Consider the following 12322-nt stretch of genomic DNA (forward strand, 5'->3'; position numbering starts at 1 on the left):
GTGCTCAGTATCGCCAGACCCTGCGCCGATGGCGTGCCACACCACCGGAGTTATCCATGTCCCTGCGTTTGATCCTCGCCGCCACAGCCGTTCTCGGCTTTTCTGCACCGGGCCAATCCGCTCTGGCTCAAGCCGTTCTGACCTCTGCTTCTGTTGCCCAGACAGCCACACCGGATGTCGAAGAACTGGATATGGAAGCAGCCTCTGCCCGCTTCAAAACGCGCATGGACGCCCTGAAGGCCGAACTGGAAACGGTTGTCGCCACCCATGCCGGTCATCCAGACGCTATGAGCGCCGGTATTGATGAAGCCATCGCCCGCTACAAAGGCGACATCGATGCCTTTGCCAACATGATGGACACCTATTTCGTCACGACGATCGAGAGTGCCGAAACCGACGCCCAAAAACAGGAATATCAAGGCGTGCGCGAACAGGTTGTGCCCATGCTGCGCGCCCTGCCCGAACAAATCCGTGCCGCCACGCTCGAATACGCCAACACGCCGAAGTAACTCCCGTTTTCAACACTATGTGTATCGCGCCGTTTCGGATCACAGAGACAGGCTTGACCGTATCAGGTGTTCGGCTCTAACGCCGCCATATGAACGCTCTACCTGTCGATCCGCAGCTTTATCTGGCCTATCTGGGCACCATGTTGGTGATGGCCTTTACGCCCGGTCCGGCCAATGTGTTTGCCGTGGCGACAGGTATGCAGCGCGGCAAGGGCGCGGCCCTGTTGGCGGTCGCGGGCATGAACACCGCCACCTTTGTCTGGTACTGTGCGGCAGCTCTGGGTCTGGGCGCTCTGGTCAAGGCCTTCCCCGAGGTGTTTCGCATCATCTCCTATGGCGGCATTATCTATGTCGTCTGGCTGGGTGTTCAGGCCATTCGCCACGCGCTGAAGGCCAAGGACAAGGCGCTCGATACACCCGTGCTGGACAAGGCCCGCAATGCCTATTTGTCGGGCTTTCTGGTCCAGATCGCCAATCCCAAGGCAATCTTGTTCTTTACCGCTGTCCTGCCGCCGTTTCTGGACATTGACCGCCCGCCCGTGCCGCAACTGGCATTGTTTGCCGTGGCCACGCTTGGGCTGGACACCATCGCCATGAGCGCATACGGCCTAGGTGGAGCCGCCTTTGCGCGGCACATGTCCTCGGCGCGTTTCCAGCGCATGTTCGGCATCGGTGTAGGGGTTCTGCTTCTGACAGCCGCCATACTCATGGCATCACGGCTGTAGGAACCAGATCGTTCACCCTCCGTTCAGATGGAAACGGGCATAGTGAGAGTTCAAGGAGAGAGTTCTATGAAGACACTTCGCAAAACTCCGGTCCTGCTGGCAATAGCGGGCGCGCTGGCACTGGGTGCCTGTGCATCGACGGCTACGCCCTACCAGCCTGCGGGCCTGAATGGTCAACGCGGCGGTTATTCCGAGCAGCGCCTCGAACAGGACCGCTACCGCGTCAGCTTTGCCGGTAACTCGGTCACCTCGCGCGAGCAGGTGGAAATGTCGCTGCTGTTGCGTGCGGCAGAACTGACGGTCGAGAACGGCTATGACTGGTTCCAGACCGTTGATCGCGCCACCGACCGCGACAGCCGCGTGATCGCACAGCCTGATCCGTTCTACTCGCCGTATGGTGGGTTCTGGGGTCCGCGCTGGCGCTATCACCACCGTGGCTATTGGAGTCCGTGGGGTCCGTCATGGGGTCAGGAAGTCGATTACCGTCAGGTCGATCGCTATGAAGCCTCGGCGGAAATCAAAATGGGTCGTGGCGAGAAACCGTCCAACGATGCCAATGCTTTCAATGCCCGCGAGGTCGTAGCCAATCTGTCGCCGCGCGTAACCCGCCCGACGACGAAATAAGACTTCTCCCCGAAGGCCTCCACGCGCTGGAGGACTGAACGCCCCGGTTGCCACAGGCAGCCGGGGCGTCGCCTTTTTAGACGTCCAGTTCCATGACCACCGGCGCGTGGTCGCTGGGCTGTTGCCATTCGCGCACCGTATCGAGAACGCGGGCGCTGCCCTTGACCACCGACGGCGTCAGGCCCGGCGAGGTCCACAAATGGTCCAGACGCAGACCACGGTTGGAAACGCGGAAATCCTTGGCGCGATAACTCCACCAACTGGCCAGCTTCATCGGCTCGGGATGCTGGTCGCGCAGAACATCGGCGAAACCGCCCGCATCCTGAAGACGGTACAGGGTCTCGATCTCGATGGGTGTATGGCTGACGACCTTCAGCATCTGGCGATGGCTCCAGACGTCGTACTCGCCCGGTGCAATATTGAAGTCACCCGCCAGCACCAGAGGGGCCTGACGATCGCGGCGTTTGGCCTCGGCGGTCAGACGCTCGTAGAAATCCATCTTGTGATCGAATTTCGGGTTCAGCACACGGTCGGGAATGTCGCCGCCCGCCGGAATATAGAAGTTCTGGATCTCGATACCCTTGACCATCACCGCCACGTTGCGCGCGTGTTTCTCGCGGCAAACATCAAGGATGGGGGCCTCGCTGATCGGATAGCGGCTGGCAATCGCCACGCCGTGCCAGCCTTTTTGCCCGCCGATAATCATATAGGGCAGGCCCATGTCGATAAAGGCCTGACGGGGGAACTGGTCCTCCAGACATTTGATCTCCTGCAGGCACAGGACGTCGGGGGCATATTCGGAAACGAAGCGCGCGACTTGATCGATGCGCAGACGAACCGAGTTGATATTCCAGGTAACAATGCGAAGGGTCATGGCCCTGACTTAGCAGAGGGACATAAAAAAAGCGCCCGCTGTCTCCAACGGGCGCTTTGAATGGATGGCTGTAAAACCCTTAGCGGTCGCGCGACGGACGGCGGGTCGGGTCGCGCAGGGTGAACAGGTTGGCCGACAGACCGGATACCGGTTGCAGGGTCGTCAGTTGCACCCGCGTGCGGGCCCCTTGGGCATCGGTGATGGTCCATTCCTGAAGGCGACCACCGGCAAAGGACAGGATGACCGAGCCCTCGTTCGGGCGGCGGGCATCGCGGGCGGTGATGGCATAGGCACCGGAGTCCATGCGCGTCACGCGATCAATCTGCACACCCTGATCCAGACGCACATTGCGCGCCAGGAAGGTGGACAGAGGGGTCTGGGCCAGCGGCACCTGACGGAAGCTTTCCAGACGCGGGTCATAGCGGTTGACGTTATTGCCATCGGCCACAACCAGCAGACCGGCAGGCGTGGTGTATTCAAAACGCATCTTGCCAGGGCGCTGCAACCAGAAACGGCCCTCGCGGCGCTGGTTGTTCGGGCCAGTTTCTACAAACGTCCCCTGTGCCGAGGTCAGGCCCGTCAGATAGGTCTGGGCCTGTTGCAGTACGGCCCTGTCGTCCGCCGACAGGTTGGACTGGGCCATGGCGGGCATAGCGCCCATGGCCAGAACGGCAGCGGCCCCAAGGCCCAAGGCGCGTCGAGAAATCATCATGCGTAGTCTCCCGTTCGGGATTATCGAGGCCTCCACCCTGCCCCGTCGGCTTGGCGTCCTCATGACGCAAGCCAGACCATAATTCGGCGACAGAATGAAGGTTTGTTCAGGGTTCTTTTGCCCTAACGCGCGCGACTTGGTCGCTCGCGCCTTGAAGGCGAGACTTCAAAACTCTCGAACCGGAGAGCTGTTCCGCTAGAAACAGCCCGCGTCGGATCGGGAGGTCCCGAAGGGCCGACGACCGCGGGCCTCTCCTAAAAGCGCCGCGTCAGGTCGGGAAGGCAGAGCCTTCACAGCCTGACGGCGGATCAATCCGCCTTGGGCATATAGACGATACGGCACTCGCCATTAATGGCGGTCAGTCGCCCATTGGCGGCATCCACAAACACCGCACCGCCGTCGTCACGGCTCACACGGCCTGTAGATTTGCCGTTGAAGATCTCGGTGCCAAAGCTCCAGCAGGTGATTTCTGCCGGCTGGTCCTTGAACTTCGTTTCCATGCTTGCGCGCTTGCTGTCGGTGCAAGCCGAAACCAGAACGCAGGTGCCGAGCACAGCCAAGATCTTCAGTGTTTTCATGTCAGCGTTTTGCCACACAGCGTTCTATTCGCAAAGCCTGTAGTCGTCAGACCATCGGCGGAGGGCCAGCCAGAACCTCGCGTTTACCGGCATGGTTGGCGGCCGTGACGACGCCTTCCTGTTCCATACGCTCGATCAAGGTGGCAGCGCGGTTATAGCCGATCTGGAGGCGGCGCTGGACATAGGAGGTCGAGGCCTTGCGGTCGCGGGTCACGACGGCCACGGCGCGATCATACAGATCATCGCCCGAGCCACCGCCTCCTTCGTCACCAAAGGCATTGTCGCCGTCGCCATCCGGTTCATCGGTAATCAAGTCCAGATAGTCCGGCTCGGCCTGTGCGCGCAGATGCTTGCAGACTTCCTCGACTTCGTTGTCGCCGACAAACGGGCCGTGCAGACGGGTGATGCGACCACCACCGGCCATATAGAGCATGTCGCCCTGACCCAGCAGTTGCTCGCCGCCCTGCTCGCCCAGAATGGTGCGGCTGTCGATCTTGGACGTGACCTGGAAGGAAATACGCGTCGGGAAGTTGGCCTTGATGGTGCCGGTGATGACATCCACCGACGGGCGCTGGGTGGCCATGATGAGGTGGATACCGGCGGCGCGGGCCATCTGCGCCAGACGCTGGACGGCACCTTCAACGTCCTTGCCCGCAACCAGCATCAGGTCGGCCATCTCGTCCATCACGACGACTAGGTAGGGCATTTTCTCGGGGCGGATTTTCTCGCTCTCATAGACCGGACGGCCTTGCTCGTCGAAACCGGTCTGGACGGTGCGCTCGAAATGCTCGCCTTTTTCAGCCGCTTCACGGGCGCGTTCATTATAGCCCGCGACGTTACGCACACCCAGTTTGGACATGCGGCGATAGCGGTCCTCCATCTCGCGCACAGTCCATTTCAGCGCGACGACCGCCTTTTTCGGATCGGTCACGACCGGCGCCAGCAAGTGCGGGATGCCGTCATAGACTGACAGTTCCAGCATCTTGGGGTCGATCATGATGAAGCGACAGTCGGCGGGACTGTAGCGATACAGGATCGACAGGATCATCGCGTTGACGCCCACCGACTTACCCGAACCCGTGGTACCGGCGATCAGCAGGTGGGGCATGCGGGCAAGGTCGGCCACATACGGCTCGCCGCCAATGGTTTCGCCTAGGGCCAACGGCAGAAGATGGGTCTTCTTGTCGTATTCGCCAGACGCCAGCAGATCGCGCAGGAACACGGTCTGGCGCTTGGCATTGGGCAGTTCGATACCAATGGCATTGCGGCCCTGAACCACCGAGATACGGCAGGCCTGCGCCGACATGGAGCGGGCAATATCGTCGGCCAGAGCCACGACGCGGCCGTGCTTCACACCCGGTGCAGGCACCAGTTCATAGAGCGTGACCACCGGACCCGGACGAATCTGGTCGATCGTACCGCGCACGCCGAACTCCTGAAGGACCTCCTCCAGCATCTTGGCGTTTGATTTCAGCGAGGCCTCGTCGACATTGCCACCGCGCTGCTCGGGCTTGGTCAGGATACCCAGCGAGGGCAGTTCGAAACCGTTTTCGCTCTCGAAGCGGAAAGCTTGCTGATCGACATCAATGGCGGGTTTGGGCGCCTTGACCGCCGATACCTTGGGCTCGGCTGTGCGACCGGCCTTGGCCGAGGGCGGAGCAACCGGTGCTGCCTCTTCCCATGGCGGTGGCATCTGGTCTTCGCCGTCATAGTCGTCCTGAGACTGAGCCTGAGACTGGGGCTGGGGCGCGACGGCCCGTTGTGGCGACAGGCCCGCTGCTGCTGCGGCCTCGGCGGCGGCATGGCTGACCATGGGGGCGTGATCCCCCTGTGGCGCGTCGTCCATTTCTGGCAGGCGGTGACGGGGTTTACGAACCTCGGCAGCCTTGGGTGCCTTTTCCTTGCGGGCCGGTTTGGCCGCCTTGGCAGGAACGCGGACATGGGCGCCTTTTTCGGCGGCCCATCCGGCGGTGTCCTTGAAGTCCATCAGGCGCAGACCGACCGTATAGCCAAGGCACCACAGGCCCGTCAGGCCAAACAGGACGCCCAGAACAATACGCGCATAGGGCACATGGATAGCGCTCAAACCCTTGGCGGACAGGCCGGTAATCCCGTCACCCCAGATACCGCCAAGTCCGCTGGCCAGTGGCCAGTGCGCCGGTTGTGCCAGAGCTGAAAACCCTGCCGAGGCCAAAAGCACACCGACAATCGCCGCGAAAATCTTCAAGCGCGTCGGATGCAGGCGATGCGGCACGGAATCCCCCAGCGCCACACCCACACCAAATGCCCCCACCAGAAGCACAGCCAGCCATGCCCCGAGGCCCAGCGACTGCATCAACAGGTCGGCCACCACGGCACCGCCACCGCCCATCCAGTTCTTGACCGGCTGAATCGAGGCCGTATTCCAGCTGGGATCCGCCGGATTCCACGAGGCCAGCGCCACAAGAACCAGACAGGCAAGAACCGCCTGAATGATGCCGCGCACACGCACGGCAAAGGGAGCCGCCCACACGATGCGGACGGTATTGAGGGACTGCTGGACAAAAGCGGCAGCGGACATGAAGGCGGACCTCCGGCAAGACTAGACTGTCTTGTGACCGATCAGGGTTAATGTCCTATTTACCAGCGCCCGACGTGACCAAGTTTGACCTTTACAACCACAGGCTCGATCACAGGACTGGACGTGACGACGCAATGAGGCGACACAGACCCTATGAGCGGTTCTGATTACGACATCATCATCGCGGGAGCCGGTCTTGCCGGTGCCGCCTTTGCCCTGGCCGCTGCACAGGGTGGTCTCAAGGTTGTGGTGGTGGATCCCCAGCCTTTCGAGAACCAGTTGGCGGCGACCTTTGACGGTCGCTCGACCGCCATCGCCTATTCGACCTTCCGGATGCTGGACGCGCTGGGCATGGGCGAGAGCCTGCGTCCGCATGCCTGCCGGATGGACCATATTCTGGTGACCGACGGCCAACGCCCCAGCGCCTCCAGCCGCCCCCCCTCTCCGGCCTTTATCCGTTTCGATGCCGACGAGATCGGCGACCGCAACGGCGGCGAGCCGCTGGGCTATATGCTGGAAAACCGCCGCATCCGTCAGGCTCTGGCCGAGGCCCTGCCCAAGGCGGGCGTAGAGATGATTACCCCCGCCTCGCTCAAAAAGGTCGATGTGGAGCCGGGCCATGCCTGCGTGACCCTGAATGACGGTCGCACCCTAGAGGCTCCGCTGGTTGTGGGGGCCGAAGGGCGCGGATCGACCGTACGCCGCGAGGCCGGTATCCAAACACTGGGATGGACCTACAAACAGTCGGGCGTGGTCTGTACCGTCAAGCTGGGTCGTGACCACGGCAATGTCGCCCACGAATATTTCCTGCCCGATGGTCCGTTCGCCATCCTGCCGCTGACCGAACAACGCGTCTCGCTGGTCTGGACCGAAAGCACCCGCCGCGCCGAGGCCCTAAAGGTCTGCTCCGACGAGGCGTTTCATGCCCATCTGTTCCGTCGCTTTGGCGAGTTCCTCGACAGTGTCGAGGTGGTCGGCCCGCGCTTTGTCTATCCGCTCAGCCTGCAACTGGCCGATAATCTGATCGCGCCGCGCATGGCCATTATGGGCGATGCCGCCCACGGCGTGCACCCCGTCGCCGGTCAGGGCCTGAACATGGGCCTGAAGGATGCGGCCGCCTTGGCCGAGGTGCTGACCGAAGCCATGCGTCTAGGCGAGGATATCGGTTCGGAACTGGTGCTGGAACGCTATGCCCGCTGGCGCCGGTTCGACAATGCGGTGCTGTCGGCTGGTTTTGACGGCTTCGTGCGCCTGTTCTCCAACGACATCCCCCCGCTGCGCCTTGCCCGCGACGCCGGTATGGCCGTCGTCAACCGCATCGGCCCCCTGCGCCGCGCCTTCATGCACGAAGCCGGCGGCGCCACCGGCGACCTCCCCCGGCTTCTTAGAGGTGAGGCTCTTTGAGCCTCCGAGCCGCACGGCGGCTCGCCGCTACGTTCGCGACGCGGTCGCTCACTGCTTGAGCGGATTTTAAAAGCAAACCCTTTTCAAGGTCGCGCTTGGCATCGCGCGGCTGAAAGCCCGCGCGTCAGCAGGCCCGCCTTGCTTCATCCCACCTGTGTCTTGCGCTCAAGCAGCAAGCCCCCGCGGGGCGAGCGATAGCGCGGCGCGTAGCGCCAACCGCAAAAGGGCCGCCAGCTTTGCTGGCGGCCCTTTATGCGAAACTAAAAAAGCTAGAAGTTTAGTCTTCTAAACTTCTAGCATCTTCGACCAGCATGATCGGCACGCCTTCGCGGATCGGGAAGGCCAGTTTGGCTCCCACCGAGATCAGCTCGTTGCGCTCGCGGTCATAGGTCAGGCGACCCCGCGTGACCGGACAGATCAGGACTTCCAGCAGGCGCGGGTCCACGGTGACGGGGGTGTTGAAATCATCGCTCATAGGCGGGTTCTAACCTTATGGTGTCCTCTGGCCAAGACTATTGCACGCTCGGCGGCAGGTCTTCGTCGCTATGCCCTGCGCCGTCAATCTGTAACAGGGCCGTCAGCACCGCGTTGCGCTCGTGCAGGTGGCGAGCCTCGATCAGGGCCTGCTTCTCGGCTGGCTCGAACGGCAAGCCCATGGACAGGCTGTTGATCAGGGCCTCTGCCGGAGCGGCGCGTGCCGTGTCCCAGTCAATATCCAGCCCTCGCCCGCCCAGATAGGGCCGCAAGACATCCAGAAAATGGTCGCGGTCGAAGTTTTCATACGGGTCCGGCCCGTCCAGATCGTGCTCGTATTCGGCAAAGTCGGCCCTCACCTGACGATAGGGGGCCTTGGTCTGGATTTCGGTCGCAATGCGAAAACGCGATATACCCGTCAGGGTAATCAGGTAGCGCCCGTCAGACGTCTCGGCAAAGCTGGTAATGCGTCCGGCACAGCCCACCCGCATCAGGGGCGGTCGCTCGCCTGCGAGGCCGATGCTCTGGATCATGCCGACAATCCGGTCGCCGGCCATGGCATCATCGACCATGTTCAGATAGCGCGGCTCGTAAACATTGAGCGGCAACTGTCCTCGCGAGAGCAGGATGACTCCGGGCAAGGGGAAGACCGGAATGACCTGTGGCAGGTCCGACGATCTGACATAACCCTGAGCCATCCCCAGCTATCCTATCCGAACAATAGCGACGACAGACGGCGTCGGCCGTCCTTGGAAACATCGCTCATAGTGCCCGCCGCATCAAACACGACCAGCAACTCCTTACGGGCGGCCTGATCGTTCCATTCGCGGTCGGCTTCGATGATGTTCAGCAGTTCGTTGACGGCGCCTTCAAAATTACCCGCTGCCGCAAGGTCTTGGGCCAGCTCGAAACGGGTCTGGTGATCCATCGGATTGGCCGACAGCTTGGCCTGAAGTTCGGCACTGGCCCCCGAAGCCTTGGAGGCGAGGTTCAGCTGGGCGCGTACGGCCTGAACCGACGGCTCCTTGGAATCTGCGGGTGCCATGTCGATGGTCTGGGCGGCCTGTTCCATATCGCCGTCGGCCAGATAGACCTTGGCCATACCGGCAATGGCTTTCTCGTTCTTCGGGTCCAGTGTCAGGGCTTGGGCAAAGGCCTGTGCGGCCCCGCCCAGATCGGCCAGCGTCAGGGATTCCTCGCCCAGAGCCAGCAATTGCTCGACATCGGGATTGTCACCCTTGCCACCGGTCAGGCGGTCGATGAAGGCCTTGATCTGGCTTTCGGGAACCGCGCCCTGGAAGCCGTCAACCGGCTGGCCGTTCACAAAGGCATAGACGGTCGGGATCGATTGCACCCGCAGTTGGCCCGCATAGGCCGGGTTCGCATCGACGTCGATCTTGACCATCTTGACCGCACCACCAGCCGCGCGGACGTTCTTTTCCAACAGCGGGCCGAGCGTACGGCACGGGCCGCACCATGTGGCCCAGAAGTCAACGATCACAGGCTGGGTCTTGGAGGCCTCGACCACATCGCGCATGAAGGTGGCGTCCGTACCATCAACAATCAGATCGGACGGCGGGTTGGCGGACGGATCGGAAAGGCTCATTAATTTCGGCTCCCAGCACGAAACACAAAAACATTAGTCCACCAGATGGTTCTGATGCGGGCCAGACTCAAGACCCGTGCATCAAACGATACGCTCCATCGCCTCGAAATCGACTACAAATTCCGGCCGATCCAGCGTTTCCAGAAAACGCCGGAAATCTGCCTGTGCCAGCGCCGTTGTGGCGGTGTTGACCAGCGGGTGGAAGTTGACGATCTCCGCCTCCCACAAGGCGCGGTCCAGAACAAAGGTCACGCTCTGGTCGGGGTCATTGATCAGGCCCAGCGCCGTCACAGAACCCGGTCGCACCCCCAGATATTGCCACATCAGTTGCTCATTGCCGAAGGATAGCCGATCCGAGCCCAACACCTTATGGGCGCGCTTTAAGTCGATCACCGTGTCCTGTGCGGCAGAGATCAGCCACAGGCGGCCCTTCTTGTCCTTGAGGAACAGATTCTTGGTGTGAGCCCCCGGCATGTCGGCCTTGAGCTCCAGCCCCTCCTCCACGCGGAAGACGGCGGGGTGGTCGTGGGTAGTCTGTTCAATTTCGTGCGCCGCCAGATAGGCCAGAAGGCTGTTCCGGTCATATGCTGGCACGGTCTGGATCGGGGCGTCGGGCGATAAAGCGTCGGTTACGTCAGTCATGACCTTGTCGAGCAGGGTGAAGCACCGTTAGGGGAAGAAGATAGAACCAACCGATAGCCTGTGGAGCCGAGACTTGGAACTGGAATGCTATCCGATGCACGCGCGGCCGTGCGATCTGGTGCCGGGTCGCCAGTCGCGCGACTGGATGGATGCCTTTGCGGCGCGCCACCCCTATCGCTGCCTGCCCTTGAACATGGCCAACACCACCGGATGGGAAATCCTGTGCCCGTTCGGCTTTACAGCAGAATGGAATGGTGGCCCGTCCCAGACCGACATCACCATCACGCCTGACCATCCGGTGCCGGATCTGGCGCATTTCGTGACCTCGCACTTCTCGCGCGGGATCATCACCATGCACCCGCAATATCTTTTCCGCACCCCGCCGGGCTGGGGTCTGATTGCACAGGGCGCGCCCAACCTCATCAAGGACGGCATCCAGCCTCTGGTCGGTGTGGTCGAGACGGACTGGCTGCCCTTCCCCTTCACGATGAACTGGATGTTCACCCGTCCGGGGCGCGTGAAGTTCGCCAAGGGCGAGCCGTTCTGCTTCATCCTGCCGATCGAGCATCGCAAGCTGGAAGATATGCAGCCGGTGATCCGCACGCTGGAATCCAATCCGGTGATGAGAGACCAGTTCGACGCGTGGAACCGCGCGCGCACAGACTTTAACAACCGTCTGGCCAATCACGACCCCGCAGCCGTGAAAGAGGCTTGGCAGCGTTATTACTTCAAGGGCGAAGTGCCCGAGGAACTGGGCACGGCACCAGAAACCCACGCCAATAAGCGCCGTCTGAAAACGCCCCGTATTGGCTAAAACCTATCGGCTAAGGCATCAAAAAAGCCCGCTTCCTTATCGGAGGCGGGCTTTTTTATAACGTGTCTGCCGATCAGGGCTGAAGGCGATAGCCACCCGCATCGGTCAGCAACAGACGGGCCTGACCCGGCTCTGCCTCGATCTTCTGGCGCAGACGATAGATATGGGTTTCCAGCGTGTGCGTGGTCACACCCGCATTATAGCCCCACACCTCGGTCAGCAGCTCTTCGCGCGATACCGGCTTGGAGCCCGCGCGATAGAGGTATTTGAGGATGTTGGTTTCTTTTTCGGTCAACCGCACTTTCTTGCCCGAAGCGTCCACCATGATCTTGGAGGCCGGCCGGAACTCGTAAGGGCCGATCTGGAAGACGGCGTCCTCGGACTGTTCGTGGCTGCGAAGATGGGCGCGGATACGGGCCAGCAGGACAGCAAACCGGAAAGGCTTGGTCACATAGTCATTGGCACCGGAATCCAGCCCCAGAATGGCGTCGGAATCCGACGACTGTCCGGTCAGCATAATCACCGGCGTCGAAACACCGGCCTTGCGGATCAGGCGGCAGGCCTCGCGGCCATCCATGTCCGGCAAGTCTACGTCCAACAGGATCAGGTCAGCGCGGGATTCCCGTGCCTGCTTGATCCCGTCCGTCGCATTAGCGACCTGAACAGGGCGGAATTCTTCGTGGATCGCGAGCTGCTCTGCGAGGGCTTCGCGCAGATCGTCGTCGTCGTCGATGATCAGGATCGTCTTTGGCGTCGGCATAACCAGACAATGGCGACCCAAACCGTCTAAGCCAAGGGGC

The 12322-nt window shown here is 61.6% G+C and carries 14 protein-coding genes; 5 read left to right on the forward strand and 9 right to left on the reverse strand.

The features are described from left to right. The first annotated feature begins 56 nt into the window (after positions 1-56). The 3 genes from FHS64_RS03215 to FHS64_RS03225 all read left to right on the forward strand — a co-directional run bounded on the left by FHS64_RS03215 (position 57) and on the right by FHS64_RS03225 (position 1858). Complete coding sequence (locus FHS64_RS03215; RefSeq protein WP_167175554.1) at positions 57-509, forward strand: hypothetical protein; 453 nt, start codon at positions 57-59, stop codon at positions 507-509. Between the two features lie 89 nt (positions 510-598). Next, complete coding sequence (locus tag FHS64_RS03220; protein ID WP_167175557.1) at positions 599-1234, forward strand: LysE family translocator; 636 nt, start codon at positions 599-601, stop codon at positions 1232-1234. A gap of 66 nt (positions 1235-1300) precedes the next feature. Then, positions 1301-1858: a CC0125/CC1285 family lipoprotein gene (locus FHS64_RS03225; RefSeq protein WP_167175560.1), complete on the forward strand. Its 558-nt coding sequence runs from the start codon at positions 1301-1303 to the stop codon at positions 1856-1858. A 76-nt stretch (positions 1859-1934) separates the two neighbouring features. Here the strand turns inward: FHS64_RS03225 and FHS64_RS03230 are convergent, their stop codons facing one another. The 4 genes from FHS64_RS03230 to FHS64_RS03245 form a co-directional block, all read right to left on the reverse strand. After that, positions 1935-2732 carry an exodeoxyribonuclease III gene (locus tag FHS64_RS03230; protein WP_167175563.1) on the reverse strand — a complete coding sequence of 266 codons (798 nt, stop codon included), beginning with the start codon at positions 2730-2732 and terminating at the stop codon, positions 1935-1937. A 79-nt stretch (positions 2733-2811) separates the two neighbouring features. Then, positions 2812-3444, reverse strand: a complete 633-nt coding sequence (locus FHS64_RS03235; protein WP_167175566.1) for a LolA family protein — start codon at positions 3442-3444, stop codon at positions 2812-2814. Positions 3445-3752: 308 nt separating this feature from the next. Then, complete coding sequence (locus FHS64_RS03240) at positions 3753-4022, reverse strand: hypothetical protein (RefSeq protein ID WP_167175569.1); 270 nt, start codon at positions 4020-4022, stop codon at positions 3753-3755. Between the two features lie 46 nt (positions 4023-4068). After that, entirely contained in the window at positions 4069-6582 is a 2514-nt protein-coding gene (locus tag FHS64_RS03245; RefSeq protein WP_167175571.1) for a DNA translocase FtsK, read from the reverse strand. Positions 6583-6735: 153 nt separating this feature from the next. On the opposite strand from FHS64_RS03245, the gene FHS64_RS03250 reads away from it, so the two are divergent. After that, positions 6736-7986, forward strand: a complete 1251-nt coding sequence (locus FHS64_RS03250) for a UbiH/UbiF/VisC/COQ6 family ubiquinone biosynthesis hydroxylase (RefSeq protein WP_167175574.1) — start codon at positions 6736-6738, stop codon at positions 7984-7986. A 277-nt stretch (positions 7987-8263) separates the two neighbouring features. Here the strand turns inward: FHS64_RS03250 and FHS64_RS03255 are convergent, their stop codons facing one another. The 4 genes from FHS64_RS03255 to FHS64_RS03270 all read right to left on the reverse strand — a co-directional run bounded on the left by FHS64_RS03255 (position 8264) and on the right by FHS64_RS03270 (position 10708). Continuing rightward, positions 8264-8461 carry a Trm112 family protein gene (locus tag FHS64_RS03255; RefSeq protein ID WP_167175577.1) on the reverse strand — a complete coding sequence of 66 codons (198 nt, stop codon included), beginning with the start codon at positions 8459-8461 and terminating at the stop codon, positions 8264-8266. A gap of 37 nt (positions 8462-8498) precedes the next feature. After that, positions 8499-9158 (reverse strand): LON peptidase substrate-binding domain-containing protein, encoded by a 660-nt coding sequence (locus FHS64_RS03260; protein WP_167175580.1) that lies wholly within the window; start codon positions 9156-9158, stop codon positions 8499-8501. Between the two features lie 11 nt (positions 9159-9169). After that, a complete protein-coding gene (locus tag FHS64_RS03265; RefSeq protein ID WP_167175583.1) occupies positions 9170-10066 on the reverse strand; it encodes a thioredoxin family protein in 897 nt (298 codons plus the stop codon). 81 nt (positions 10067-10147) lie between these two features. Then, complete coding sequence (locus tag FHS64_RS03270; protein WP_167175585.1) at positions 10148-10708, reverse strand: prolyl-tRNA synthetase associated domain-containing protein; 561 nt, start codon at positions 10706-10708, stop codon at positions 10148-10150. 73 nt (positions 10709-10781) lie between these two features. Here FHS64_RS03270 and FHS64_RS03275 point away from each other — a divergent pair, with 73 nt between their 5' ends. Next, positions 10782-11522 (forward strand): DUF6065 family protein, encoded by a 741-nt coding sequence (locus FHS64_RS03275; RefSeq protein WP_167175588.1) that lies wholly within the window; start codon positions 10782-10784, stop codon positions 11520-11522. A gap of 73 nt (positions 11523-11595) precedes the next feature. Here the strand turns inward: FHS64_RS03275 and FHS64_RS03280 are convergent, their stop codons facing one another. After that, entirely contained in the window at positions 11596-12282 is a 687-nt protein-coding gene (locus FHS64_RS03280) for a response regulator transcription factor (protein ID WP_167175591.1), read from the reverse strand. Positions 12283-12322: the final 40 nt, after the last annotated feature.

It is taken from the genome of Brevundimonas terrae (genome assembly GCF_011761985.1).
In the GTDB taxonomy this organism is placed as follows: domain Bacteria; phylum Pseudomonadota; class Alphaproteobacteria; order Caulobacterales; family Caulobacteraceae; genus Brevundimonas; species Brevundimonas terrae.